Annotated in this window: 23 protein-coding genes, 1 other RNA gene and 1 pseudogene; 17 read left to right on the forward strand and 8 right to left on the reverse strand. The window is 53.6% G+C overall.

The genetic code is table 11. From position 1 onward, the window contains the following. Nucleotides 1-20 precede the first annotated feature (20 nt). Nucleotides 21-914 (reverse strand): DNA-binding transcriptional regulator ArgP, encoded by an 894-nt coding sequence (argP, locus tag HV302_RS04485; protein ID WP_003825477.1) that lies wholly within the window; start codon nt 912-914, stop codon nt 21-23. A 170-nt stretch (nt 915-1,084) separates the two neighbouring features. Between argP and rpiA the strand changes: the two genes are divergently transcribed. Beyond that, nucleotides 1,085-1,744: a ribose-5-phosphate isomerase RpiA gene (rpiA, locus tag HV302_RS04490; RefSeq protein ID WP_016154364.1), complete on the forward strand. Its 660-nt coding sequence runs from the start codon at nt 1,085-1,087 to the stop codon at nt 1,742-1,744. A 271-nt stretch (nt 1,745-2,015) separates the two neighbouring features. Then, entirely contained in the window at nt 2,016-3,248 is a 1,233-nt protein-coding gene (gene serA / locus HV302_RS04495) for a phosphoglycerate dehydrogenase (RefSeq protein ID WP_016154363.1), read from the forward strand. A 381-nt stretch (nt 3,249-3,629) separates the two neighbouring features. Here the strand turns inward: serA and HV302_RS04500 are convergent, their stop codons facing one another. The 3 genes from HV302_RS04500 to zapA all read right to left on the reverse strand — a co-directional run bounded on the left by HV302_RS04500 (nt 3,630) and on the right by zapA (nt 4,800). Further along, entirely contained in the window at nt 3,630-4,226 is a 597-nt protein-coding gene (locus HV302_RS04500; RefSeq protein ID WP_181626960.1) for a 5-formyltetrahydrofolate cyclo-ligase, read from the reverse strand. Between the two features lie 19 nt (nt 4,227-4,245). Beyond that, nucleotides 4,246-4,429: non-coding RNA, 6S RNA (gene ssrS / locus HV302_RS04505), on the reverse strand. A 41-nt stretch (nt 4,430-4,470) separates the two neighbouring features. Next, the gene (gene zapA / locus HV302_RS04510; RefSeq protein ID WP_003026980.1) at nt 4,471-4,800 is read right to left on the reverse strand and encodes a cell division protein ZapA; all 330 of its coding nucleotides are present in this window, start codon (nt 4,798-4,800) and stop codon (nt 4,471-4,473) included. A 167-nt stretch (nt 4,801-4,967) separates the two neighbouring features. Between zapA and HV302_RS04515 the strand changes: the two genes are divergently transcribed. From HV302_RS04515 to HV302_RS04550, 8 genes are all read left to right on the forward strand, one after another. Next, the gene (locus HV302_RS04515) at nt 4,968-5,546 is read left to right on the forward strand and encodes a YecA/YgfB family protein (protein WP_181626961.1); all 579 of its coding nucleotides are present in this window, start codon (nt 4,968-4,970) and stop codon (nt 5,544-5,546) included. 24 nt (nt 5,547-5,570) lie between these two features. Continuing rightward, nucleotides 5,571-6,896 (forward strand): Xaa-Pro aminopeptidase, encoded by a 1,326-nt coding sequence (pepP, locus tag HV302_RS04520; RefSeq protein ID WP_047357826.1) that lies wholly within the window; start codon nt 5,571-5,573, stop codon nt 6,894-6,896. Beyond that, entirely contained in the window at nt 6,893-8,071 is a 1,179-nt protein-coding gene (gene ubiH / locus HV302_RS04525; protein WP_019077635.1) for a 2-octaprenyl-6-methoxyphenyl hydroxylase, read from the forward strand. Before pepP ends, ubiH begins: the two co-directional genes overlap by 4 nt. Nucleotides 8,072-8,210: 139 nt before the next feature. Continuing rightward, a complete protein-coding gene (gene ubiI / locus HV302_RS04530) occupies nt 8,211-9,413 on the forward strand; it encodes an FAD-dependent 2-octaprenylphenol hydroxylase (protein WP_181626962.1) in 1,203 nt (400 codons plus the stop codon). A gap of 452 nt (nt 9,414-9,865) precedes the next feature. After that, nucleotides 9,866-10,960, forward strand: coding sequence for a glycine cleavage system aminomethyltransferase GcvT (gene gcvT, locus HV302_RS04535; RefSeq protein WP_181626963.1), 1,095 nt, complete (start codon nt 9,866-9,868; stop codon nt 10,958-10,960). A gap of 25 nt (nt 10,961-10,985) precedes the next feature. Next, on the forward strand, nt 10,986-11,375 hold the full coding sequence (gene gcvH / locus HV302_RS04540) for a glycine cleavage system protein GcvH (RefSeq protein WP_003026965.1): 390 nt from the start codon (nt 10,986-10,988) through the stop codon (nt 11,373-11,375). A gap of 176 nt (nt 11,376-11,551) precedes the next feature. Continuing rightward, complete coding sequence (gene gcvP / locus HV302_RS04545) at nt 11,552-14,425, forward strand: aminomethyl-transferring glycine dehydrogenase (RefSeq protein ID WP_181626964.1); 2,874 nt, start codon at nt 11,552-11,554, stop codon at nt 14,423-14,425. Between the two features lie 61 nt (nt 14,426-14,486). Further along, nucleotides 14,487-15,230 carry an SDR family oxidoreductase gene (locus HV302_RS04550; RefSeq protein ID WP_016154354.1) on the forward strand — a complete coding sequence of 248 codons (744 nt, stop codon included), beginning with the start codon at nt 14,487-14,489 and terminating at the stop codon, nt 15,228-15,230. 94 nt (nt 15,231-15,324) lie between these two features. On the opposite strand, the gene bglA is transcribed toward HV302_RS04550, so the two are convergent. Together bglA and HV302_RS04560 are read right to left on the reverse strand one after the other, a co-directional pair. Then, the gene (bglA, locus tag HV302_RS04555; RefSeq protein ID WP_049269298.1) at nt 15,325-16,758 is read right to left on the reverse strand and encodes a 6-phospho-beta-glucosidase BglA; all 1,434 of its coding nucleotides are present in this window, start codon (nt 16,756-16,758) and stop codon (nt 15,325-15,327) included. 121 nt (nt 16,759-16,879) lie between these two features. Beyond that, complete coding sequence (locus tag HV302_RS04560) at nt 16,880-17,608, reverse strand: MurR/RpiR family transcriptional regulator (protein WP_003838265.1); 729 nt, start codon at nt 17,606-17,608, stop codon at nt 16,880-16,882. A gap of 52 nt (nt 17,609-17,660) precedes the next feature. Here HV302_RS04560 and yqfB point away from each other — a divergent pair, with 52 nt between their 5' ends. After that, nucleotides 17,661-17,972, forward strand: coding sequence for a N(4)-acetylcytidine aminohydrolase (yqfB, locus tag HV302_RS04565; protein ID WP_016154352.1), 312 nt, complete (start codon nt 17,661-17,663; stop codon nt 17,970-17,972). A 163-nt stretch (nt 17,973-18,135) separates the two neighbouring features. Continuing rightward, nucleotides 18,136-18,795 carry a PAQR family membrane homeostasis protein TrhA gene (gene trhA / locus HV302_RS04570; protein WP_016154351.1) on the forward strand — a complete coding sequence of 220 codons (660 nt, stop codon included), beginning with the start codon at nt 18,136-18,138 and terminating at the stop codon, nt 18,793-18,795. A 79-nt stretch (nt 18,796-18,874) separates the two neighbouring features. Here the strand turns inward: trhA and ygfZ are convergent, their stop codons facing one another. Then, nucleotides 18,875-19,855: a tRNA-modifying protein YgfZ gene (ygfZ, locus tag HV302_RS04575; protein WP_181626965.1), complete on the reverse strand. Its 981-nt coding sequence runs from the start codon at nt 19,853-19,855 to the stop codon at nt 18,875-18,877. Between the two features lie 257 nt (nt 19,856-20,112). Between ygfZ and sdhE the strand changes: the two genes are divergently transcribed. Next, nucleotides 20,113-20,379, forward strand: coding sequence for an FAD assembly factor SdhE (sdhE, locus tag HV302_RS04580; protein ID WP_016154349.1), 267 nt, complete (start codon nt 20,113-20,115; stop codon nt 20,377-20,379). Continuing rightward, nucleotides 20,360-20,767: a protein YgfX gene (locus HV302_RS04585; RefSeq protein ID WP_047357821.1), complete on the forward strand. Its 408-nt coding sequence runs from the start codon at nt 20,360-20,362 to the stop codon at nt 20,765-20,767. The genes sdhE and HV302_RS04585 overlap by 20 nt, the downstream gene beginning before the upstream one ends. A gap of 100 nt (nt 20,768-20,867) precedes the next feature. Here the strand turns inward: HV302_RS04585 and fldB are convergent, their stop codons facing one another. Beyond that, on the reverse strand, nt 20,868-21,389 hold the full coding sequence (gene fldB / locus HV302_RS04590; RefSeq protein WP_016154347.1) for a flavodoxin FldB: 522 nt from the start codon (nt 21,387-21,389) through the stop codon (nt 20,868-20,870). 113 nt (nt 21,390-21,502) lie between these two features. On the opposite strand from fldB, the gene xerD reads away from it, so the two are divergent. The 3 genes and pseudogenes from xerD (at nt 21,503) to recJ (ending at nt 24,874) form a co-directional block, all read left to right on the forward strand. Continuing rightward, the gene (xerD, locus tag HV302_RS04595; protein WP_181626966.1) at nt 21,503-22,399 is read left to right on the forward strand and encodes a site-specific tyrosine recombinase XerD; all 897 of its coding nucleotides are present in this window, start codon (nt 21,503-21,505) and stop codon (nt 22,397-22,399) included. A gap of 23 nt (nt 22,400-22,422) precedes the next feature. Then, nucleotides 22,423-23,135 (forward strand): annotated as a pseudogene (gene dsbC, locus HV302_RS04600) (bifunctional protein-disulfide isomerase/oxidoreductase DsbC). Between the two features lie 5 nt (nt 23,136-23,140). Next, nucleotides 23,141-24,874, forward strand: coding sequence for a single-stranded-DNA-specific exonuclease RecJ (recJ, locus tag HV302_RS04605; protein WP_181626967.1), 1,734 nt, complete (start codon nt 23,141-23,143; stop codon nt 24,872-24,874). The last annotated feature ends 164 nt before the right edge of the window (nt 24,875-25,038 follow it).

Consider the following 25,038-nt stretch of genomic DNA (forward strand, 5'->3'; position numbering starts at 1 on the left):
TCCGGCCTCTGTTCGAGGAATTAATCCTGACGCAGTACGTTGTGGCCATAGGCCAGCAGCGCGTCGGTGACGTTGCGCATCATGCGGCTTTCTGGCGCAAAGCGGTGCCAGTATAGCATCCGACGCTGGAACAGGCCTGGCGTTAAGTCGATAAGCTCACCGCTTTCCAGCTCTTTCTCAATCTGTAAGTGTGGGATCATGCAGCAGGTTGTTCCCTGACGGGCTAACTGGACGAAGGCTTCAGACGAGTTAACGATATGGCACGGTACGCTGCCCGGTGGTAGGTCGAAGTTTTGTTGCAAGAACGCTTGGTGCATGTCATCAAGATGGTCAAACGCGACCGCCGGGGCTTTCAGCAGGGCGGAACGGGTGACGCCGTTTGGGAAATAACGCTCGGCGAAAGGTTTAGAGCCAACAAACAGGTAGTCCAGCGCGCCCAGTTTATCCACCAGACAGCTTGGCAGCGCCTGATGTTGAATACTCACCGCACCGACCACTTCACCCCGACGCAGACGTTCCTGGGTTCGGGTTTCATCTTCAACCTGCAGGTTCAGTCGAATCGGTGAATTAGCCAGTACCGGAGCCAGCGCCGGAAGTAACCAGGTCGCCAAACTGTCGGCGTTTACCGCCAGCGAAAGCAGAAGCGGCGTCGAGCCGGTTTGTTCATCGCCCAGCCACTCATCTTCCAGCAGTTCAACCTGGCGCAGTAGCGCCAGTAGTTTCTGTCCCTGTTCCGTTGGGCGCGGCGGTACGGTACGCACCAGCAGCGGTTGTCCGAACATATTCTCAAGCTGTTTTATGCGCTGTGAAACCGCGGATTGCGTGATGCACAGCTTTTGCGCCGCGCGCTCAAATCCTCGTTCACGAATAACCGCATCCAGTGCTTGTAGTGTTCTGTAGTCCGGACGTTTCATTGCTTTGACGCACTCCTGAAATTTTTGCTTGTTCTGCACTATGACACAATTTTTGATTGGGTAAAGACGAAATCCGCCGCTTGCGAGCGGGTGTGGGGACATTTTTCTGCACAATGTTCTATAATGCGCGTGAATTTTCCCACCATATTCACACCACAGGCGAAACGATCATGACGCAGGATGAACTGAAAAAAGCAGTAGGATGGGCGGCACTTCAGTATGTACAGCCCGGCACCATTGTGGGCGTAGGTACAGGTTCAACAGCCGCACACTTTATTGATGCGCTGGGCACAATGAAAGGTCAGATTGAAGGTGCGGTATCCAGTTCGGACGCATCGACTGAAAAACTCAAAAGCCTTGGCATCCACGTGTTCGATCTTAACGAAGTGGACAGCCTCGGCGTATACGTTGACGGCGCGGATGAAATCAACGGTCACATGCAGATGATCAAGGGCGGCGGCGCAGCGTTGACCCGTGAAAAAATCATTGCTTCCGTGGCGAAGAAATTTATCTGCATCGCGGATGCGTCTAAAGAAGTCGATATTCTCGGTAACTTCCCACTGCCGGTCGAAGTGATCCCAATGGCGCGCAGCGCTGTGGCTCGCCAGTTGGTGAAGCTGGGCGGTCGTCCTGAATACCGTCAGGGCGTCGTGACGGACAACGGCAACGTGATCCTCGATGTGCACGGTCTGGAGATCCTCGACGCCATCGCGCTGGAAAATGCCATCAATGCGATTCCAGGTGTGGTAACCGTCGGCCTGTTTGCCAACCGTGGTGCGGATGTCGCGCTGATCGGTACGCCTGACGGCGTGAAAACTATCGTAAAATGATCTGACGGGAGCGTCTTCTCCCGTTAAAAAAATTTTGGCAGGGCAAATTTGGTGACTTGTGTCACGTTTATAATATTGTCCTGCCGATCTCTCCAAAGAAAAAGTTATCGCCAGTATTTTCCTCTGACATTTCCCGTTGAATGACATTTCTTCAGCACGGCGACGCAAACGTTCATATTGCCGCAATATTATTTTTTGATATGTTGAAGAGACGGATGAAAATCCCACACACAACACATTAGTTTGAACAAAAAAAGACAGGGTCGGGGAAATGGCAAAGGTATCATTGGAGAAAGATAAGATTAAATTTCTGCTGGTTGAAGGCGTGCACCAAAAAGCACTCGAAAGCCTTCGTGCAGCAGGTTATACCAACATCGAGTTTCACAAAGGTGCTCTGGACACTGAACAACTGAAAGAGTCCATCCGTGATGCCCACTTCATTGGCCTGCGATCCCGTACCCATCTGACTGAAGATGTGATTGACGCCGCAGAGAAACTGGTCGCGATTGGCTGCTTCTGCATTGGCACCAACCAGGTTGATCTAAGTGCAGCGGCAAAGCGCGGGATCCCTGTGTTTAACGCACCATTCTCTAACACACGTTCCGTTGCTGAGCTGGTGATTGGCGAACTGCTGCTACTGCTACGTGGCGTACCCGAAGCGAACGCCAAAGCGCACCGCGGCGTTTGGAATAAGCTGGCTACCGGCTCTTTTGAAGCGCGTGGTAAAAAACTGGGGATCATCGGCTACGGCCACATTGGTACTCAGTTGGGCATTCTGGCGGAATCGCTCGGGATGCATGTCTTTTTCTATGATATTGAAAATAAACTCCCGCTTGGCAATGCCACACAGGTACAGCATCTTTCCGACCTGCTCAATATGAGCGACGTGGTCAGTCTGCACGTGCCGGAAAATGCCTCCACCAAAAACCTGATGGGCGCGCGTGAGATTTCGCTGATGAAACCGGGGGCGCTGCTGATTAACGCCGCACGCGGTACGGTTGTTGATATTCCTGCGCTGTGCGACGCGTTAGCGACTAAACATCTGGCGGGGGCTGCAATCGACGTATTCCCAACCGAGCCGGCAACTAACAGCGATCCTTTCACTTCGCCGCTGTGTGATTTCGATAACGTGATCCTGACGCCGCACATTGGTGGTTCAACGCTGGAAGCGCAGGAAAACATCGGTCTGGAAGTAGCTGGGAAACTGACCAAGTATTCCGACAACGGGTCTACGCTGTCTGCGGTAAACTTCCCGGAAGTTTCGCTGCCGCTGCACGGTGGTCGTCGTCTGATGCACATTCACGAAAACCGTCCGGGCGTACTGACGGCACTTAACCAGATTTTTGCCGAGCAGGGCGTCAACATTGCCGCGCAGTATCTGCAGACTTCAGCGCAGGTAGGTTATGTGGTTATCGATATTGAAGCGGATGAAGATGTGGCGGAGAAAGCGCTGCTGGCGATGAAAGCCCTTCCGGGAACCATTCGCGCTCGTCTGCTGTACTGATTTCCTCTACATGGGCAGGCGGTTGACCTGCCCATCTTTCCTCTGATTTCCCTGCCTCAAAATCTCTTTCTGTAACGCATACATTCTGTTTTCGAGCTTTGCCGCAGTTGGCAACTAAAGGCAGCATTGCGTGTTGTACAGCAATAAAAGGAATTTACGATAGGGGCGCAGCATAGCGCTGAAACGGGAAAGCCCCTACCGAAGCAGGGGCTCTAAAAAGGAAAGGGACGATGATGAGATACGTCATCATGCTGCTGATCCTGTTAATCATCGCTTGGCCAGCATATTAACAGAGAGTACGCAGGAGGGAGGTTCGCCTCCCTCACCCTTCACCGAGGAATTTAGGTCAAAAAAACGGCGCTGTCAATCGGCAAAAAACGGCTACCACTCCCAGATTTTGGACGGCGTCACCACCGCTGGCAGCGGGATATCCCACTCTTCAACCGGCAATTTTTCTACTAACTGGCAGTCATGCGCGTAGCCCACGGGTTGGATCTTATGCTGCAGCCAGTTTTGTAGCGTGCGGTCGTAAAATCCACCGCCCATGCCCAGGCGTTGCCCGTCCTCATCAAATGCCACTAACGGCGTAATCAGTACGTCCAGCTTTGACAGCGGCAATACGTCACGTACATCAAGCCGTGGTTCCTGGATCTTTAAGCGATTGGTCACCAGGTCGCTGCGCGGATGATAGTGCAGGAACAGTAAATTACCGGGACTGAAGGGATGAAGAACCGGAAGGTAAACGCGCTTGCCCGCTCGCCACAGTTGATCTATCAGCGGCTGGGTATCGAGTTCGCCATCGAACGAGAGAAATACCGCCACAGTATGCGCGAGTACAACAGGGGGAAAACTGAGCATTCGGGTCGCGGCTTGCTGACCGTAGTGTCGTTGCTGTTCAGAGGTCAGCGCGCGACGACGCTGTCGAATCAGTTGACGAATTTCTTGCCGGGATAAAGGGAGTTCAGAAAGTAGTGTCATGGCTGTTGCCAGGTAGAAGGGAATCTCCGAGATGCCGCCGCAGGCTGTAACCCTTGAACCCTTGGTTCAAGGTGAATGCGTCGTCACAGTTTTAAGGCTTCTCGGACGGGCCGAGCATGCTCACCAACCATGGAGCGCCACATTCTTGTGGTATGAAATATCGGCTCAGGGGACTGGCCCGCTTGCAAACATCTCAGAGAAATTTTGTCTTCACGGTCACTCTACCACAGTAAACCGAAAAGTGTTATTCAAAGTTTTGGCCCGTTTTTTCGGTTATGCGACCCTGATCAAGCAACGCCTGTTCGATGGTCTGTTGTAGCATCCGAATACGTTGTTCCATGCTCGCCGCGTACTCACGCGTCTTCGCTTTTTCCTGAGTTAATTCATAGCTGATGTTCAACGCGGCGATGAAAACCAACTGCTCAGTATTTGTGACTCTAGTGCGAACTTTCAGATCTTGCAATCGCTGATTGAGATCGTCCGCAGCCTGATTCAACGCATCCCTTTGTTCAGGCGGGCAATTCACTCGCAGTGAACGGCCAAATATTTGGATATCGACGGGTTGTGCAGACATGCCACCTTCCTGCTGATTGACTGCGCTGCCTTCGTCTCCAGACCTTGGGTCCGCGAAGGGGCGACACTATAGCTACCCTGGTATCAAGATACAAGCCCTTTTCTGGTCCACCAGGGCCCAAAGTGGTAGCATACCATGAATATTCCTCCCTTTGATGACGAATGCTTATGTCTATACAGAACGAAATGCCTGGCTACAACGACGTTAGCCAGTTTTTGAACCAACAAGGGGCTGGATTAACCCCGGCCGAAATGCACGGCTTGATCAGCGGGATGATTTGCGGCGGCAACAATGACAGCTCATGGCAGCCGTTGCTGCACGACCTGACGAACGAAGGTTTGGCCTTCGGTCACGAGCTGGCTCAGGCACTGATGAAAATGCACTCTGCCACCAGCGATGCCCTCGAGGACGACGGTTTCCTTTTTCAGCTTTATCTGCCTGAAGGCGACGACGTTAGCGTGTTTGAGCGTGCCGATGCGCTGGCGGGGTGGGTAAACCACTTTTTGCTGGGCCTTGGCGTTACGCAGCCAAAGCTCGACAAAGTGACCGGTGAAACCGGTGAAGCGATTGACGACCTGCGCAATATCGCTCAGTTGGGATATGACGAAGACGAAGATCAGGAAGAGCTGGAAATGTCGCTCGAAGAGATTATCGAATACGTGCGCGTAGCCGCCTTGCTGTGTCATGACACGTTTACGCGTCAGCAGCCGACCGCGCCGGAAGTCCGTAAACCGACTCTGCACTAAGAACGAAACGCAAAGGAGAGTGTGATGAGCGAGATATCTCAGCAAGAATTCCAGCGTCGTCGCCAGGCTTTACTGGCACAAATGCAGCCTGGCAGCGCCGCGCTGATTTTTGCCGCGCCTGAAGCGACGCGCAGCGCGGACAGTGAATACCCGTACCGCCAAAGCAGTGATTTCTGGTACTTCACCGGTTTTAACGAACCGGAAGCCGTGCTGGTGCTGATTAAAAGTGATGACACTCATAACCACAGCGTTTTGTTTAATCGGGTTCGCGATCTGACGGCTGAGATCTGGTTTGGCCGCCGTCTGGGCCAGGATGCCGCACCGGCAAAACTCGGCGTTGACCGGGCGCTGGCCTTCAGTGAAATCAACCAACAGCTGCACCTGTTGCTCAATGGCCTGGACGCGGTGTACCACGCGCAGGGCGAATATGCCTGGGCAGACGAGATTGTGTGCACGGCGTTGGATAAACTGCGTAAAGGCTCCAGACAAAATCTGCACGCACCCGCCGCGATCATCGACTGGCGTCCAATGGTCCATGAAATGCGCTTGTTCAAATCAGCAGAAGAAATTGCGGTCATGCGCCGTGCTGGAGAGATCAGTGCGCTGGCGCATACCCGCGCGATGGAAAAATGCCGTCCGGGAATGTTTGAATACCAGTTGGAAGGGGAGATTCACCACGAGTTTACTCGCCATGGCGCGCGTTACCCATCCTATAACACGATTGTCGGCAGCGGCGAAAACGGCTGTATTCTCCATTACACCGAAAATGAAAGTGAAATGCGCGATGGCGATCTGGTGTTAATTGACGCCGGGTGTGAATACAAAGGTTATGCGGGCGACATTACGCGTACCTTCCCGGTAAACGGCAAATTTTCCCCTGCTCAGCGTGAAATCTACGACATCGTACTGGAGTCATTAGAGACCAGCCTGCGCCTGTATCGCCCGGGGACGTCCATCCAGGAAGTCACCGGCGAAGTGGTGCGCATCATGATTACGGGTCTGGTGAGGCTTGGCATTTTGCACGGCGAGATCGACCAACTGATTACCGAAAATGCGCATCGCCCATTCTTTATGCATGGTCTTAGCCATTGGCTGGGACTGGATGTGCACGACGTTGGCGTTTATGGTCAGGACCGCTCACGTATTCTCGAGCCAGGAATGGTGCTCACCGTCGAACCGGGGCTGTATATCGCACCGGACGCCGATGTGCCGCCTGCTTATCGTGGTATCGGCATTCGTATTGAAGATGACATCCTCATCACCGAGGACGGCAATGAGAACCTGACCGCCAGCGTGGTGAAGAAAGCGGATGACATTGAAGCCTTAATGGCTGCGGCGCGACTGCAATGAGCGTGATTATCGTTGGTGGTGGTATGGTCGGTGCGACGCTGGCGCTGGCCATTTCTCAGCTCAGCCACGGGACTCTGCCTGTTCACCTGATAGAAGCGAGCGAACCTGAAACTGACCGCCATCCAGGGTTTGACGCCCGGGCGATCGCGCTGGCGGCAGGGACCTGCCAACAGCTGGCGCGAATTGGCGTATGGCAGGCGATTGCCGATTGCGCAACGGCGATCAAAACGGTTCACGTCAGCGATCGCGGCCATGCCGGATTTGTGACGCTGGATGCGCAGGAATACCGTATTCCGGCGCTGGGCCAGGTGGTAGAACTGCACGATGTCGGGCTGCGTTTGTTTGCGCTGCTGCGTAAAGCGCCGGGCATCACGCTGCACTGCCCCGACCGTGTAGCCAGCGTGTCACGCACGCAGGAACGCGTTGAGGTTACGCTGGAAAATGGTGAGATGATTAATGGTCGCCTGTTGGTGGCCGCCGATGGCACGCGCTCCGCGCTGGCTACCGCCTGCGGCGTTGACTGGCAGCAACAACCCTATGAACAACTGGCGGTGATTGCCAACGTCACGACCTCCGTTGCGCATGACGGGCGAGCGTTTGAACGTTTTACGCAATATGGTCCTCTGGCAATGCTACCGATGTCTGATGGTCGCTGCTCGCTGGTATGGTGCCATCCGCTGGAGCGGCGGGATGAGATTATGGCCTGGTCCGACGAACAATTTTGCCGCGAACTGCAAACTGCGTTTGGCTGGCGGTTGGGGCGTATTACCCAGGCCGGTAAACGCAACGCTTATCCGCTTTCATTAACCTCGGCGCAAAAAGCCATTACCCATCGTACTGTGCTGGTGGGGAACGCAGCACAGACGCTGCATCCCATTGCCGGACAAGGTTTCAACCTTGGTCTGCGCGACGTGATGAGCCTGGCTGAGACGTTGACGCAGGCGCAAAATTGCGCGGAAGATATCGGTGATTATGCGGTGCTGGCACACTATCAGCAGCGCCGCGAACGCGATCGCGAAACGACGATTGGTGTGACCAACAATTTGGTGTATTTGTTTGCCAATCGCTGGGCCCCGCTGGTCGTTGGGCGTAATGTCGGGCTGATGGCGATGGAATTATTCACGCCTGCGCGCGATGCGCTGGCGGAGCGGACCCTCGGTTGGGTTGCGCGATAGATATAACCTGTAGGCCGAATTAAAAAAGCAGGCCTGATTAGCGCAGCGCCATCAGGCAATGTCGCGGAAGTAATGCCGGATGGCGGCTTTGCCTTATCCGGCCTACGGTTTTTGATTGTCCTATTTTCAGGAGCAAACAGTGCAAAGTGTTGATGTAGCAATTGTTGGTGGCGGCATGGTGGGACTGGCAGTTGCCTGCGGCTTGCAGGGCAGCGGGTTGCGCGTTGCAGTGTTAGAACAACATGTTCCGCCGCCTTTGGCGGCGGATGCACCTCCTCAGCTTCGCGTATCGGCCATTAATGCCGCCAGTGAAAAACTGCTTAGCCGACTGGGCGTCTGGTCCGACATTGTTGCCCGTCGCGCTTGTTGCTACCACGGCATGGAAGTCTGGGACAAAGACAGCTTTGGGCGTATTGCGTTTGATGACCAGAGCATGGGCTACAGCCATTTAGGCCACATCGTTGAAAACTCAGAGATCCATTACGCACTCTGGCAAAAAGCACAGCGTTCAGCGGATATTACGCTGATGGCGCCCGCTGAGTTACAGCAGGTAGCTTGGGGTGAGAATGAGGCATTTCTGTCCCTGAAAGATGGCGCAATGCTGACAGCTCGCCTGGTGGTCGGCGCCGATGGCGCTAACTCCTGGTTGCGCAACAAAGCGGATATTCCGCTCACTTTCTGGGATTACCGTCATCATGCGCTGGTGGCGACTATCCGTACGCAGGAAGCTCACGGCGCGGTTGCGCGGCAGGCGTTTCACGGTGAGGGGATCCTGGCGTTCCTGCCGCTCAGTGACCCGCACCTGTGCTCTATCGTCTGGTCGCTCTCGCCGCAGGAAGCAGATCGCATGCAGCAGGCAAGCGTTGACGAGTTTAATCAGGCGCTGAATATCGCTTTTGATAATCGCCTGGGGCTATGCAGCCTTGAAAGCGAGCGTCAGGCGTTTCCGCTGACGGGACGCTATGCCCGCCAGTTCGCTGCTCATCGTCTGGCGCTGGTGGGGGATGCGGCGCATACCATCCACCCGCTGGCGGGTCAGGGGGTTAACCTTGGCTTTATGGATGCGGCGGAGCTGATCGATGAGCTGAAGCGGCTACAGCGTCAGGGCAAAGATATTGGTCAGTATCTCTATTTGCGCCGCTACGAGCGCAGCCGTAAGCACAGCGCAGCGATGATGCTGGCCGGTATGCAGGGCTTTCGTGAACTGTTTGCAGGCGAGAATCCGGCGAAAAAACTGCTGCGTGATATTGGTCTGAAACTGGCCGATACCCTGCCAGGCGTAAAACCACAGCTCATCCGCCAGGCGATGGGACTGAACGATCTTCCTGAGTGGTTACGCTAGCGTCCGTAAGGACAATCTTAAGAGTTTGAGACCCGTCACACTTTCCACTCCCGGCCTGCGCGCCGGGGTGCTTCTCTCATTTGAAATAATCTAATTCCACGCCTTTTTTCGCATTAGTTTTTTTAATATTACGTTTTTTTCATAACGCCATTTTTGACAATTTTTCCACATTTAATGTTGGTTGGTGCTGTTAATTCCAGCTTGTATTTATTTTTTATTCTGATTATTTGCCGTATGGATGTGGTTTTGTTCTGCCGGTGATTTTGCTGTTTTTGGCCATAAGCTAATGTGATGGTTAATTTTGCCTTATGGTTTAGCGTCTGTTTCGGTGGTAAGTTCAAGACAAAGAGAACGTTTGCGTCGTGGCCCCTGGAGCGGCTGCGGTGCTGGGTTTCGTGGCGAAAATTTCACCGCGAAAGAGTTGGTAGCCCCGCTTATTCAACGAGGAAAAGATGGCTCAACAGACTCCTTTGTACGAACAACACACGCTATGTGGCGCGCGCATGGTAGATTTCCATGGCTGGATGATGCCACTGCATTACGGTTCTCAGCTTGATGAACACCATGCTGTTCGCACCGATGCCGGAATGTTTGATGTGTCACATATGACCATCGTCGACCTGCGCGGTAGCCGCACCCGGGAGTTCTTGCGTTATCTGCTGGCAAACGACGTCGCGAAGCTAACGAAGATGGGGAAAGCCCTCTACTCCGGTATGCTCAACGCTTCGGGCGGCGTGATAGATGACCTGATTGTCTACTACTTCACTGAAGATTTCTTCCGCCTCGTTGTAAACTCCGCCACCCGCGAAAAAGACCTCTCCTGGATTACCCAACACGCTGAACCTTACGCCATCGACATCACCGTTCGAGACGATCTGTCGCTGATTGCGGTGCAGGGGCCAAACGCGCAGGAAAAAGCAGCCACATTGTTTACTGACGAGCAGCGTCAGGCGGTAGAAGGCATGAAGCCGTTCTTCGGCGTTCAGGCGGGTGATTTGTTTATCGCAACCACCGGTTATACCGGCGAAGCAGGCTATGAAATTGCTATGCCGAGTGAAAAGGCGGCAGACTTCTGGCGTGCGCTGGTACAAGCAGGTGTCAAACCTTGCGGTCTTGGCGCGCGCGACACGCTGCGTCTGGAGGCTGGCATGAACCTGTACGGTCAGGAGATGGACGAAGGCATTTCCCCGCTGGCGGCCAACATGGGCTGGACCATCGCGTGGGAACCGACTGACCGCGACTTTATCGGTCGGGAAGCGCTGGAAATGCAGCGTGAAAAAGGCCACGAACAGTTGGTCGGACTGGTGATGACCGAGAAAGGCGTACTGCGTAATGAACTGCCGGTGCGTTTCACCGATGCTTCCGGCAATCAGCAGGAAGGCATTATCACCAGCGGAACATTCTCCCCAACCCTGGGTTACAGCATCGCGCTGGCGCGTGTCCCTGCGGGTATTGGTGAGACCGCGATCGTACAGATCCGTAACCGCGAAATGCCGGTAAAAGTGACTAAACCTGTTTTTGTGCGTAACGGCAAAGCCGTCGCGTAATTCATCCTTTTTTGGAGATTGATTGATGAGCAACGTACCTGCAGAACTGAAATACAGCAAAGAACACGAATGGCTGCGCAAAGAAGCTGACGGCTCTTACACCGTTGGGATCACCGAACATGCTCAGGAGCTGTTAGGTGACATGGTTTTCGTTGACCTGCCCGAAGTTGGCGCAACCGTCAGCGCGGGCGATGACTGCGCTGTTGCGGAATCCGTAAAAGCGGCATCCGATATTTATGCGCCAGTAGGCGGTGAGATTGTTGCGGTTAACGACGCGCTCAGCGACTCCCCGGAACTGGTCAACAGCGAGCCGTATGCAGGGGGCTGGATCTTCAAAATCAAAGCCAGCGATGAAAGCGAAATTGAATCGCTGCTGGATGCGACTGCATATGAAGCTTTGTTAGAAGACGAATAAATACGCTTCATTCTTCACGTTGCAGGTGTGTTGGCTTCCTTGCACACCTCAGTTACTTACTGATGTAAGCTCCTGGGGATGTGCTGCGTCGCCGCCTTCCTGCAACGCGAATTTTTTGCGTATTCAGGTAAGTAGAGACACCTACGATTCACTGCACGTTTCAGGAACCATCGCCCATGACACAGACGTTAAGCCAGCTTGAAAATAGCGGCGCTTTCATTGAACGCCACATCGGACCGGACGCCGCGCAGCAGCAAGAGATGCTGAATGCGGTTGGCGCCGAGTCGTTAAACGCGCTGATCGGCCAGATTGTGCCGAAAGACATTCAGCTCGCAACCCCGCCACAGATGGGCGAGGCGGCGACCGAATACGCTGCGCTGGCTGAATTAAAAGCCATCGCCGGGCGTAACAAGCGCTTCACGTCCTACATTGGCATGGGCTACACCGCCGTGCAGCTGCCACCGGTTATCCTGCGTAACATGCTGGAAAACCCGGGTTGGTACACCGCCTACACCCCGTATCAACCGGAAGTCTCCCAGGGCCGTCTGGAAGCATTGCTGAACTTCCAGCAGGTGACGCTGGACCTGACCGGCCTTGACATGGCTTCCGCTTCTCTGCTGGATGAAGCTACTGCTGCAGCTGAAGCCATGGCGATGGCCAAACGCGTCAGCAAACTGAAAAACGCCAACCGTTTCTTTGTGGCGGCTGATGTTCATCCGCAAACGCTGGACGTAGTGCGTACTCGTGCGCAAACTTTTGGTTTTGACGTCATTGTTGATGACGCGGCAAAAGCATTGGATCATCAGGATGTGTTCGGCGTGCTGTTGCAGCAGGTTGGCACCACCGGTGAAGTGCACGACTACAGCGCCCTGATGGCTGAGCTGAAATCCCGTAAAATAGTGGTCAGCGTCGCTGCCGACTTTATGGCGCTGGTGCTGCTGACTGCACCGGGCAAACAGGGCGCGGATATCGTTTTCGGCTCTGCGCAACGCTTCGGCGTACCGATGGGCTACGGCGGCCCGCACGCGGCATTCTTTGCCGCTAAAGACGAATTCAAACGCTCCATGCCAGGCCGTATTATCGGCGTCTCCAAAGATGCAGCGGGTAATACCGCCCTGCGCATGGCGATGCAGACTCGCGAACAGCATATCCGCCGCGAGAAAGCGAACTCCAACATTTGTACCTCGCAGGTTCTGCTGGCCAACATCGCCAGCCTGTATGCCGTTTATCATGGCCCGGTTGGCCTGAAACGCATCGCTAATCGCATCCATCGTTTGACCGATATTCTGGCAGCCGGTCTGCAACAGAAAGGATTGAAGCTGCGTCATGCGCACTACTTTGACACTTTGTGTGTTGAAGTGGCCGATAAGGCTGCGGTACTGGCGCGTGCTGAAGCGGCAGAAATCAACCTGCGTAGCGATATCCATAACGCGGTAGGTATTACGCTCGATGAAACCACCACCCGTGAAAACGTGGTGCAGTTGTTCAATGTTCTGCTGGGAGACAGCCACGGTCTGAACATCGAAACGCTGGACAAAGACGTGGCGCTCGATAGCCGTTCCATTCAGGACAGTATGCTGCGTGACGATGCGATCCTCAGCCATCCGGTGTTTAATCGCTATCACAGCGAAACCGAGATGATGCGTTATATGCACTCGCTGGAGCGCAAAGATCTGGCCCTGAACCAGGCAATGATCCCGCTGGGATCTTGCACCATGAAGTTGAACGCTGCCGCCGAGATGATCCCTATCACTTGGCCGGAATTCGCTGAACTGCATCCGTTCTGCCCGCCAGAGCAGGCAGAAGGTTATCACCAGATGATCGGCCAGCTTTCCGAATGGCTGGTAAAACTGACCGGTTATGACGCAGTCTGCATGCAGCCGAACTCCGGCGCGCAGGGCGAGTATGCGGGTCTGCTGGCGATTCGCCATTATCACGAAAGCCGTAACGAAGGCCATCGCGATATCTGTCTGATCCCGGCCTCTGCCCACGGTACCAACCCGGCCTCCGCACAGATGGCGGGTATGCAGGTAGTGGTTGTCGCCTGTGATAAGAACGGCAACATCGATCTTGGCGATCTGCGTGAAAAAGCGGCGCAGGCGGGTGAAAACCTCTCCTGCATCATGGTGACCTATCCCTCTACTCATGGCGTGTATGAAGAAACGATCCGTGAAGTGTGCGACGTTGTGCACCAGTTTGGCGGCCAGGTTTATCTTGATGGCGCGAACATGAATGCTCAGGTTGGGATCACCACACCGGGCTTTATCGGTGCCGATGTCTCTCACCTTAACCTGCATAAAACATTCTGCATTCCGCACGGCGGCGGTGGCCCTGGTATGGGACCAATCGGTGTTAAATCGCATCTGGCGCCGTTCGTGCCGGGTCATAGCGTAGTACAGATTGAAGGGATGCTCACCCGTCAGGGCGCGGTTTCTGCGGCACCGTTCGGTAGCGCATCCATTCTGCCGATCAGCTGGATGTACATCCGTATGATGGGCGCAGAAGGTCTGAAGCAGGCAAGCCAGGTGGCGATCCTTAACGCTAACTACATTGCCAGCCGTCTGAAAGATGCCTATCCGGTGCTGTATACCGGTCGCGATGGTCGCGTGGCACATGAATGTATTCTCGACATTCGCCCACTGAAAGAGGAGACCGGCATCAGCGAACTGGATATTGCCAAGCGTCTGATCGATTACGGTTTCCATGCGCCGACCATGTCGTTCCCGGTAGCGGGTACGCTGATGGTGGAACCGACTGAATCGGAAAGCAAAGTGGAACTGGATCGCTTTATCAATGCGATGCTGGCAATCCGCGCAGAGATCGATCGCGTGAAAGCCGGTGAATGGTCGCTTACAGATAACCCGCTGGTTAACTCCCCGCACACGCAAAATGAGCTGGTCGCGGAGTGGAATCACGGTTACAGCCGCGAAATCGCCGTCTTCCCGGCGGGCGTAGCGAACAAATACTGGCCGACCGTGAAACGCCTTGATGACGTTTACGGTGACCGTAACCTGTTCTGCTCCTGCGTGCCGCTGAGCGATTATCAGTAATCGACTGATTCAGCTATCTTTTAAAGGCGCTTCGGCGCCTTTATTTTTGGGGAGAATAGTGATGGCTATAGCACTGGTTACGGGAGGCAGTCGCGGTATTGGTCGGGCAACCGCGCTGCAGTTAGCGCTAGAGGGTTACACGGTCGCCGTTAACTTTCATCACAATATTCGTGCGGCAACGGAGGTGGTGAACAATATCGCCGCTGCGGGAGGAAAGGCGTTTGCTCTGCGGGCAGATATCAGCGATGAAAGCCAGGTCGGGGCGATGTTTGAGTCCATTGACCGCGAGGGCGAGCCGCTGACTGCTCTGGTGAACAATGCCGGGATTTTGTTTGAACAGAGCACGGTGGAAAGCCTAACCGCTGAGCGTATTAATCGCGTCCTGGCGACTAATGTTACCGGCTATTTTCTGTGTTGTCGGGAAGCGGTAAAGCGCATGTCGTTTAAGCACGGCGGTCAGGGCGGGGCGATTGTGAATGTCTCTTCGGCGGCGTCACGGCTTGGCGCTCCGTTCGAATACGTTGATTATGCAGCCTCAAAAGGTGCGGTGGACACGCTTACCACTGGCCTCGCGTTGGAGGTTGCGGCGCAGGGGATACGCGTGAACTGCGTGCGACCCGGTCTTATCTACACGGAAATGCATGCGTCAGGCGGCGAGCCGGGAAGGGTGGATCGCGTGAAATCCATGTTGCCTATGCAGCGCGGCGGACAACCGGAAGAGGTCGCGCAGGCGATTACCTGGCTGCTGAGTGAGAAGGCGTCTTACGTCACGGGCAGTTTTTTGGAGCTGGCCGGCGGGAAGTAATACGTTGCTTGCCGGATGGCGGCGTAAATGTCTGCTCTGGTCTACAGGTTCAGTTCCCGTAAACCGGATAAGCGCAGCGCCATCCGGCAAAAAATTACAGATTCTCGCCGTTGCTGGCAATCACCGCTTTATACCACTCAAAACTTTTCTTACGCGAGCGCGACATATCGCCGGTGCCGTCGTCGTGTTTGTTCACGTAGATAAAACCGTAGCGTTTGCTGTACTGGCCGGTGGTGAACGAGACGCAGTCGATGCAGCCCCACGGCGTGTAGCCCATCAGATCTACGCCGTCATACGTTACCGCTTTCATCATCTCTTCGACGTGGGCGCGCAGATAGTCGATGCGGTAGTCATCGTGGATGCTGCCGTCTTCTTCCACTTTGTCGTAAGCGCCAAATCCGTTTTCAACGATAAACAATGGCTTCTGATAACGCTCGTACAGTTCGCATAAGGCGTAACGCAGGCCGACCGGATCAATCTGCCAGCCCCAGTCGGATGCTTTGACGTGCGGGTTCGGCACGCTGCCCTCAAAACCGGAAATAGCATCGCCGCTACCGCCTTCCGCTTTTACCGCGTTGGTCATGTAGTAACTAAATCCGAGATAGTCGCAGGTGCCTTCACGCAGGATTTGTTCATCGCCAGCTTCCATTCGAATATTGAATTCGCGGCGCTCCCACTCGTTCAGTACATAAGATGGATAGTAGCCGCGCAGTTGAACGTCGGTGAATACATAGCGTTCACGCATCGATTCCTGCGCGAACATCACATCTTCAGGCTTACAGGAGAACGGGTATAGCGGGACCATTGCCAGCATGCAGCCGACTTTCATTTCAGGGTTGATGCGACGTGCGGCTTTCACCGCCAGAGCGCTGGCCACGAACTGGTGGTGCAGCACCTGGTACATGGTCTCTTCCGGGTTTTCATGCTCGGTATACACCACGCCGGAACAGCAATAGCCAAACAGCGGTGCACGCCAGTTACGCTGGTTGTTGATTTCGTTGAAGGTCATCCAGTATTTGACTTTGTGCTTGTAGCGCTCAAAGACCACTTCAGCAAAACGGACAAAGAAATCAACGACTTTACGATTGGTCCAGCTACCGTACTGTTGAACCAGGTGTAGAGGCATTTCGAAGTGGGAAAGGGTGATGACCGGTTCGATATTGTACTTCAGCAGTTCATCAAACATGTCGTCGTAGAATTTTAGCCCTTCTTCGTTTGGTTGGGTTTCGTCCCCTTTAGGGAAGATACGGGTCCAGGCAATTGACGTACGGAAGCATTTGAAGCCCATCTCGGCAAACAGCTTAATGTCTTCTTTGTAATGACCGTAAAAATCGACGGCTTCGTGGTTGGGGTAGTACTTACCTGGCACGACGTCCTGAGTGATTTCTCGCGGAACGCCGTGTGCCCCCCCGGTCAGTACGTCGCAAATGCTGGGCCCTTTGCCACCTTTATTCCAGCCGCCTTCAACCTGATGCGCCGCAACCGCGCCGCCCCATAAAAAATCGTTTGGTAAGGTAAGTTTTTTCATCTGCGCTCAGTCTCAAATTAATACAATCTGATTTTGAGTCTAACAAAGGAAAGATAAATGTCACGATATAACAAAATAGCGTTAATGTGATTTGTTACATCAAAAAAACATATTGTTTTTTTTACGCTATTCTTTTCGCCAGCTTGCGACCGAGTGATTCCAGAATATAAATAACGGGGATCTGCGTGGTTATATCGTATACCCCGGCAATGCGTGTCTGTGGAACGTGCCAGGAGAGATTAAAGTCGGCAAGTTTCGCGAGGCGCGAATGTTCATGGCTGGTGACCGACAGAACCTTACAGTTATGCAGACTGAACTGGCTGGCAAAGCGTAGGATCTCTTCGGTTTCTCCAGAAACGGAAAGCACGATCGCCAGCGCGTTTCTGGCCATATCATTAGTTACCGGGAAATAAGGGTCATCGATGTGGTTACTAAATTTTCCGACGTTTGAGAAAAAACGAGCGCCATATTTTGCCAGAGCTCCGGATGTTCCCGCCCCGACGAATATAATACGCTCGGAAGATAATATAATATCAACAGCCTGATCGAGTAATTTGTCGAACTCGTCGTTATTAACGCCTTTAAAGAAGCTGATAATTTCGCTGGCACCGAAATTAGCCTGTTGCGGTTCATTCTGCTCTAAATATAATTTGAAGCGTACGCGAAATTCTGAGTAACCTTCACACTTAAGCTTGCGGCAAAAGCGCAGTACGGTGGTGGTGGAAACGCCCACGGCATCCGCAAGTTCGCGAATGGTCATGTACATGACTTTGTCACGGTTTTTGATGACATAGTTGTAGACCAGCATCTCAAGATTGTTGAGACTGGCGATGGCAGCGTGGGAGAACATACTCACAATGGCAAAACTCACTCATCAGACTTCATCTACAGGGAATAATAACATGCAGCCAAATGACATCACTTTTTTTCAGCGTTTCCAGGATGACATTCTGGCCGGACGCAAAACCATTACGATTCGTGACGAGTCCGAATCACACTTCAAAGCCGGTGACATTCTACGGGTTGGGCGCTTCGAAGATGAGGGGTACTTCTGCACGATTGAGGTTGTTGGCACCTCAACCGTCACGCTGGATACGCTGACGGAGAAACATGCTCGCCAGGAAAACATGACGCTAGAAGAACTTAAACACGTGATTGCCGAGATTTACCCGGATCAAACACAATTTTATGTGATTGATTTTAAATGTCTTTGATTTTAACGGTACGCCTGTTAGCTGAATATTAAAATATAATGTCATGATTTATATTGATTATTATTTAGCTGGCAAATATTTTAGCTAACAGGTGTTCACTGGAACCATTCTCAGTTACGCTAGAGGAGCAATCACGATAGTGTTCGTTTCTCGGGAGTAAAATATGGTTCAGAAGCCATTAATTGCGCAGGGATATTCGCTGGCAGAGGAAATAGCCAATAGCATCAGTCACGGTATCGGGCTGGTGTTTGGGATTGTCGGACTGGTATTGTTGCTGGTTCAGGCAGTGGATACCAACGCCAGCGCCATGGCGATAACCAGCTATAGCCTGTATGGCGGCAGCATGATCCTGCTGTTCCTTGCCTCAACTTTATATCACGCGATCCCCCATCAAAGAGCGAAAGTCTGGCTGAAAAAGTTCGACCACTGCGCGATTTATCTGCTGATTGCCGGGACCTACACGCCATTTCTGCTGGTGGGGCTGGATTCGCCGCTGGCACGTGGACTGATGATTGTTATCTGGAGCCTGGCGCTGCTCGGTATTTTATTCAAACTGACCATTGCGCACCGGTTTAAGGTCCTGTCGCTGGTAACCTACCTGGCGATGGGCTGGCTATCGCTGATTGTGGTGTATCAACTGGCGGTTAAGCTGGCGGTGGGTGGTGTGACGTTGCTGGCAGTTGGTGGTGTGGTGTATTCGCTGGGCGTTATTTTCTACGTCTGTAAGCGCATTCCATACAACCATGCGATCTGGCACGGCTTTGTGCTGGGTGGCAGCGTTTGCCATTTCCTGGCGATCTACCTGTACGTGGGGCAGGCGTAATTATTATTACCCAGCGGTGCTGTGCTTACCAGGTCTTTAAAACGCGCGACCCGGTAAGATAAAGTCACCACCCGGCGATTTACTCTTCCAGCGAATACGGCAGCGGTACGATATGCAGCGTTTTCGCGTCGTCACGAACGCGGAACACGCTGTCGGCTTCCATGTCGTTATTCATCACAACCTGCACCAGTACCTGTCCATCCGCCAGTTGCACCGCGGTGAGTACGGTGCCGGTACGACGCCAGTTCTCACCCATTTTCAGCTCCAGGTCTTCACCTGCTTCCGGTACCCGACTGGCCGCACCTGCCAGCGTCCACATGGCACGTTTGTTGGCTCCGCGGAATTTTGCGCGAGCAACCATTTCCTGACCGGTATAGCAGCCTTTTTTAAAGCTGATCCCGCCCAGAGCCTGCAGATTGGTGGCTTGCGGAATAAACTGTGCGCTGTTGGCAGTATCAATCACCGGAATACCTGCTTCTATATCCAGCGCCAGCCACTGTTGGCTGTTATTTAACTCCGCTTCACCGCGCAGCTTCTCTACCAGGGTTTCCGCCGTTGCAATATCAACGATCAGCAGGAAACGCTCAGCGGGATGTTCGAACCACAATATGGTGGAAGAACCTTCAGTAATGACCTGTTTATCGCTGTTTGGTAATTCGCTAAAGAGATTGGCCAGCGCTGCGCGCGCCTGGAATCCCGCGACGCCCAGCAGTACGCGCTCGTCGTCCGGGGCAATCGCCACCTTCGAGAAGACCGCATATTTTTTCAGTTCGGTGAGCTGCGCATCGCGCAGACTACGGCGCTCAAGCCATGCAAAACCGTCACCCTGGCGGAACAGACGCAGGTTGCTCCACATTTTACCTTTGGCGTCACAATGTGCTGCCAACACGTGCTGATGCTCGGTCATCTGGCTGACATCCGCTGTGACCTGACCCTGAATATACTTCTCACTGTCGACACCGGTGATGGTGGCGAGCGCCCATTCATCGAGCGTCATTAGCGTCAGAGGCAAGCGCGTTGACGCGAAAGGCTGGCGAGGAGGAAAAGATATAAAAGCCATAATTAATGTCCTGATTTGCTTAACGCAGTGATAATGACTAATGGTAAAAGAGCTATGGCCCATTGCAAGCGGTTTAAACAGGCTATTTGTGCCATATATTAAGCTTTGCGAGGAGACATCCAAAAATGCTGAATCCTTTGACTTAATGTGGTTTTATTTAGCGAGCACGCTTCCGTTTGCTGATATTCCCGTAAATATGAGGGAAAAACACGTTACAATAGCGGGATACTTCGTTTTCGCGAGACAGGAAGAAGAACATGGATATTAACAACAAAGCACGTATTCATTGGGCATGCCGTCGCGGTATGCGTGAGCTGGACATCTCGATCATGCCGTTTTTCGAACATGAATATGACAGCTTAAGTGATGAAGAAAAACGTATCTTTATCCGTCTGCTAGAATGTGATGATCCAGACTTATTTAACTGGTTGATGAATCATGGGAAACCGGCTGATGCTCAGCTAGAGCAGATGGTGCGACTTATCCAGACACGGAATCGGGAACGTGGTCCAGTGGCAATCTGATTTACGCGTTTCATGGCGCGCGCAATGGCTTTCGTTGCTCATTCATGGGCTGGTCGCGGTATTTATTTTATTGATGCCCTGGCCATTGAGCTACACCCCATTATGGCTGGTTCTGCTCTCTCTGGTGGTGTTCGATAGCGTCCGTAGCCAGCGCCGAATCAATGCCTGTCAGGGCGAGATTCGGCTGTTGATGGACGGTCGTCTGCGCTGGCAAGGGCAAGAGTGGACTATTGCTAGCGCACCCTGGATGGTCAAAACAGGCATGATGTTGCGTTTACGTTCCGATGCCGGAAAACGTCAGCATTTGTGGCTGGCGGCAGACAGTATGGATGACGCGGAGTGGCGGGATTTGCGGCGGTTAATACTGCAACAGGCGAGGCAGGGATAATGCTGATGAATGCCTGATGGCGTGTAGCGTTAAGGTCTACGGTTCGGTGCGGCATGTAGGCCGGATATGGCGTTTACGCCTACATCCGGCAAAATGGTTATCAGGACCAGTGTTCGGCCATTTCACCAAGGATTTGCTCGCACCAGGCCTGAATGCGTTCATCGCTGAGATCGTACTGGTTTGTTTCATCCAGCGCCAGGCCAACAAACAGCTGTCCATCGGCAATGACGGGCTTATCGCTGGTAAATTCATACCCTTCGGTTGGCCAGTAACCAACAAATTTTACGCCTTTGGTGACCAGTTTATCGTGCAGCATACCCAGCGCATCCAGGAACCATTCACCGTATCCCAACTGATCGCCCATACCGTAAAGCGCAACAATTTTGCCTTCCAGGTTGAGGTCGTCCAGTTGCTCCCAGACCGCTTCCCAGTCCTCTTGGATTTCACCGAAATCCCAGGTCGGGATACCCAAAATGAGCACGTCATACTGCTCCATTAAGGTCGGGGAATCATCTTTGAGGTTGTGCAGTGTCACCAGTTCGGGACCCAGGATATCGCGGATTTTTTCTGCTGCCATTTCGGTATAGCAGGTGCTGGAACCGTAAAAAAGACCCATGTTCATGACGTAAACATCTCAATTCTGCTGTAGCGTTGCGGGTAGTGTAACAGAATCGCCGCATTCTCGGCACAATGAGGCATAATGCATCAAAAATGAGAGTGAAATAAGGGGCGCGAGTGGAACAGGATCTGGCACGCATCGAGCAGTTTCTTGATGCCCTGTGGCTGGAACGAAATCTGGCGGAAAACACGCTAAGTGCGTATCGTCGCGATCTGACCATGCTTGTTGAATGGCTACATCACCGCGGCGCCTCGCTTGCGACCGCGCAGAGTGATGACCTGCAAGCATTGCTGGCTGAGCGGATGGATGGGGGATATAAAGCCACCAGTTCCGCACGCTTGCTCAGTGCAATGCGGCGTTTTTTTCAGCATCTGTACCGTGAAAAATATCGCGAAGATGACCCCAGCGCCTCGCTTGCATCACCTAAACTTCCGCAGCGTCTGCCCAAAGATCTCAGCGAAGCACTGGTCGAACGACTTCTGCAGGCGCCGCTGATAGAACAACCGCTGGAACTTCGCGACAAAGCCATGCTGGAAGTATTGTATGCCACAGGCCTGCGCGTGTCTGAACTGGTGGGGCTGACGATGAGTGACGTCAGCCTGCGTCAGGGCGTGGTTCGGGTGATCGGTAAAGGTAATAAAGAGCGCCTTGTCCCGTTAGGTGAGGAGGCGGTGTACTGGCTGGAAACGTACCTGGAGCATGGGCGTCCGTGGTTGCTCAACGGTGTATCAATAGATGTGCTGTTTCCCAGCCAGCGGGCGCAACAGATGACTCGTCAAACCTTCTGGCATCGTATCAAACACTATGCTGTGTTGGCTGGAATCGACAGCGAAAAGCTGTCCCCGCACGTTCTGCGGCATGCGTTTGCCACGCATCTGCTCAACCATGGCGCTGATCTGCGCGTGGTGCAGATGCTACTGGGGCATAGCGACCTCTCGACAACGCAGATTTATACTCATGTCGCAACGGAGCGCTTGCGGCAACTACATCAACAGCATCACCCGCGAGCGTGAGTGCTGACAGGAAAGGATAGGTTATGAAAAAACGTTTTATGATGTTCACCCTGCTGGCGACGGCGTTTTCCGGCATGGTACATGCAGACGATGCGGCGATTCGCCAGTCATTAGCGAAGCTGGGTGTTAAGAGTACCGAGATTCAGTCTGCTCCGGTTGCGGGCATGAAAACTGTACTGACCAATAGCGGCGTGTTGTACGTTACCGAAGACGGTAAACATATTATTCAGGGACCGATGTATGACGTGAGCGGTGCAAGCCCGGTAAACGTCACCAACCAACTGCTGATGAAGCATTTGAACGCGCTGGAAAACGAGATGATCGTCTACAAAGCGCCGCAGGAAAAACACGTCATTACCGTTTTCACCGACATCACCTGTGGCTACTGCCACAAGCTGCATGAAGAGATGAAAGACTACAATGCGTTAGGGATTACCGTACGCTATCTGGCCTTCCCTCGTCAGGGACTGGAAAGCCAGGCCGAGCAGGATATGAATCTATCTGGTGTGCGAAGGACAAAAACAAAGCCTTTGACGACGCCATGGCTGGCAAAGATGTGAAGCCAGCGACCTGTAATGTGGACATCGCTAACCACTACGCGCTGGGCGTACAGTTCGGCGTCAGCGGTACGCCGGCGATTGTGCTGAGCAATGGCTATGTAGTGCCTGGCTATCAGGGCCCGAAAGAGATGAAAGAATTCCTCGACGCACATGCAAAACAAACCAGCGGTAAATAATTCGCGTGAAACAACAGATACAACTTCGTCGGCGTGAAGCCGACGAGACCGCCGAGCTACCTGCCGACTTGCCGCCATTGCTGCGCCGTTTATACGCCAGCCGCGGCGTGCGCAGCGCGCAGGAGCTTGAGCGTAGTGTGAAAGGCATGCTGCCGTGGCAGCATTTGAACGGTGTCGAAAAAGCGGTTGAAATCCTCTATAACGCTTTTCGCGAAGGAACCCGAATCATCGTGGTCGGCGATTTTGACGCCGATGGCGCGACCAGCACCGCGCTCAGCATTCTGGCGATGCGCGCGTTGGGCTGCAGTAACGTGGACTACCTGGTGCCTAATCGTTTTGAAGACGGTTATGGCTTAAGCCCGGAAGTCGTTGATCAGGCCCATGCCCGAGGCGCTCAACTGATTGTCACCGTCGACAACGGCATCTCGTCCCACGCGGGTGTTGAACATGCCAGAACGCTGGGGATCCAGGTCATTGTGACCGATCACCATCTGCCAGGGGACACGCTGCCGGGCGCTGAAGCGATCATCAATCCTAACCTGCACGATTGTGAATTCCCGTCTAAATCGCTGGCTGGCGTTGGCGTGGCCTTCTATCTGATGCTGGCGCTGCGCACCTTCCTGCGTGACAAAGGCTGGTTTGATGAACGAGGAATTGCGCCGCCGAACCTGGCGGATTTGCTCGATCTGGTTGCGCTTGGCACGGTGGCCGACGTGGTCCCGCTGGATGCCAATAACCGTATTCTGACGTGGCAAGGCTTAAGCCGTATTCGTGCCGGAAAGTGCCGCCCTGGTATAAAAGCGCTGCTGGAGATTTCCAATCGCGACCCACTCAAATTGGCTGCCAGTGATTTAGGTTTTGCCCTCGGGCCACGGCTGAATGCAGCGGGGCGTCTGGACGATATGTCCGTTGGTGTGGCGCTGTTGCTGTTCGACAACATTGGTGAAGCACGTGTGCTGGCCAATGAGCTGGACGCACTCAACCAGACGCGTAAAGAGATCGAGCAGGGTATGCAGGCTGAAGCGCTGACTCTGTGTGAAAAGCTGGAGCGCAGTAGCGATACGCTACCGGGCGGTCTGGCGATGTATCATCCCGAGTGGCATCAAGGAGTGGTGGGGATTCTGGCATCGCGTATTAAAGAGCGCTTTCACCGTCCGGTAATTGCGTTTGCCCCGGCCGGTGACGGTACGCTGAAAGGCTCCGGGCGCTCGATTCAGGGGTTGCACATGCGCGATGCGCTGGAGCGCCTGGACACTCTTCATCCAGGTATGATCCTCAAGTTTGGCGGTCACGCTATGGCGGCGGGTTTGTCGCTGGAAGAGGCGCAGTTTGAGCGTTTCCAGCAGCGTTTCGGCGAACTGGTAACCGAGTGGCTGGACCCCGCCTTACTGCAGGGCGAAGTGGTGTCAGACGGTGCTCTGAGCGCGGCGGAGATGACCATGGAGGTCGCGCAAATGCTGCGTGATGCCGGACCGTGGGGACAAATGTTCCCGGAACCGCTGTTTGACGGGCATTTCCGTCTGCTCCAGCAGCGTCTGGTCGGTGAGCGTCATCTGAAGGTGATGGTGGAGCCCGTCGGTGGTGGACCGTTGCTGGACGGTATTGCGTTTAACGTTGATACCACCTGCTGGCCGGATAACGGTGTTCGCGAAGTTCAGCTTGCCTACAAACTGGATATCAATGAGTTTCGCGGCAACCGCAGCCTGCAGATTATAATCGATAATATCTGGCCACTTTAGCGTCACTTTACACAAAATCATTCAAGCTGCATCGAGGCGGCAAGTGGATGAGTATCCATGAGCGTACGAGTAGTACGTGACCGGGGAGAAATCGCGCAGCCAACAAAGAGGCAGCTTGAAGGATGATGTGTATATTCGCTATAAAAAAGGGTGTGGATTAGTTA

Origin of the sequence: Citrobacter sp. RHBSTW-00859, from assembly GCF_013729795.1 — a bacterium.
In the GTDB taxonomy this organism is placed as follows: domain Bacteria; phylum Pseudomonadota; class Gammaproteobacteria; order Enterobacterales; family Enterobacteriaceae; genus Citrobacter; species Citrobacter braakii.

Excerpts from the sequence above, each read along its gene's own strand:
- argP (WP_003825477.1), bottom strand. The coding sequence starts at position 914 with ATGAAACGTCCGGACTACAGAACACTACAAGCACTGGATGCGGTTATT.
- rpiA (WP_016154364.1), top strand. The coding sequence starts at position 1,085 with ATGACGCAGGATGAACTGAAAAAAGCAGTAGGATGGGCGGCACTTCAG.
- serA (WP_016154363.1), top strand. The coding sequence starts at position 2,016 with ATGGCAAAGGTATCATTGGAGAAAGATAAGATTAAATTTCTGCTGGTT.
- HV302_RS04500 (WP_181626960.1), bottom strand. The coding sequence starts at position 4,226 with ATGACACTACTTTCTGAACTCCCTTTATCCCGGCAAGAAATTCGTCAA.
- zapA (WP_003026980.1), bottom strand. The coding sequence starts at position 4,800 with ATGTCTGCACAACCCGTCGATATCCAAATATTTGGCCGTTCACTGCGA.
- HV302_RS04515 (WP_181626961.1), top strand. The coding sequence starts at position 4,968 with ATGTCTATACAGAACGAAATGCCTGGCTACAACGACGTTAGCCAGTTT.
- pepP (WP_047357826.1), top strand. The coding sequence starts at position 5,571 with ATGAGCGAGATATCTCAGCAAGAATTCCAGCGTCGTCGCCAGGCTTTA.
- ubiH (WP_019077635.1), top strand. The coding sequence starts at position 6,893 with ATGAGCGTGATTATCGTTGGTGGTGGTATGGTCGGTGCGACGCTGGCG.
- gcvT (WP_181626963.1), top strand. The coding sequence starts at position 9,866 with ATGGCTCAACAGACTCCTTTGTACGAACAACACACGCTATGTGGCGCG.
- gcvH (WP_003026965.1), top strand. The coding sequence starts at position 10,986 with ATGAGCAACGTACCTGCAGAACTGAAATACAGCAAAGAACACGAATGG.
- gcvP (WP_181626964.1), top strand. The coding sequence starts at position 11,552 with ATGACACAGACGTTAAGCCAGCTTGAAAATAGCGGCGCTTTCATTGAA.
- HV302_RS04550 (WP_016154354.1), top strand. The coding sequence starts at position 14,487 with ATGGCTATAGCACTGGTTACGGGAGGCAGTCGCGGTATTGGTCGGGCA.
- bglA (WP_049269298.1), bottom strand. The coding sequence starts at position 16,758 with ATGAAAAAACTTACCTTACCAAACGATTTTTTATGGGGCGGCGCGGTT.
- HV302_RS04560 (WP_003838265.1), bottom strand. The coding sequence starts at position 17,608 with ATGTTCTCCCACGCTGCCATCGCCAGTCTCAACAATCTTGAGATGCTG.
- yqfB (WP_016154352.1), top strand. The coding sequence starts at position 17,661 with ATGCAGCCAAATGACATCACTTTTTTTCAGCGTTTCCAGGATGACATT.
- trhA (WP_016154351.1), top strand. The coding sequence starts at position 18,136 with ATGGTTCAGAAGCCATTAATTGCGCAGGGATATTCGCTGGCAGAGGAA.
- ygfZ (WP_181626965.1), bottom strand. The coding sequence starts at position 19,855 with ATGGCTTTTATATCTTTTCCTCCTCGCCAGCCTTTCGCGTCAACGCGC.
- sdhE (WP_016154349.1), top strand. The coding sequence starts at position 20,113 with ATGGATATTAACAACAAAGCACGTATTCATTGGGCATGCCGTCGCGGT.
- fldB (WP_016154347.1), bottom strand. The coding sequence starts at position 21,389 with ATGAACATGGGTCTTTTTTACGGTTCCAGCACCTGCTATACCGAAATG.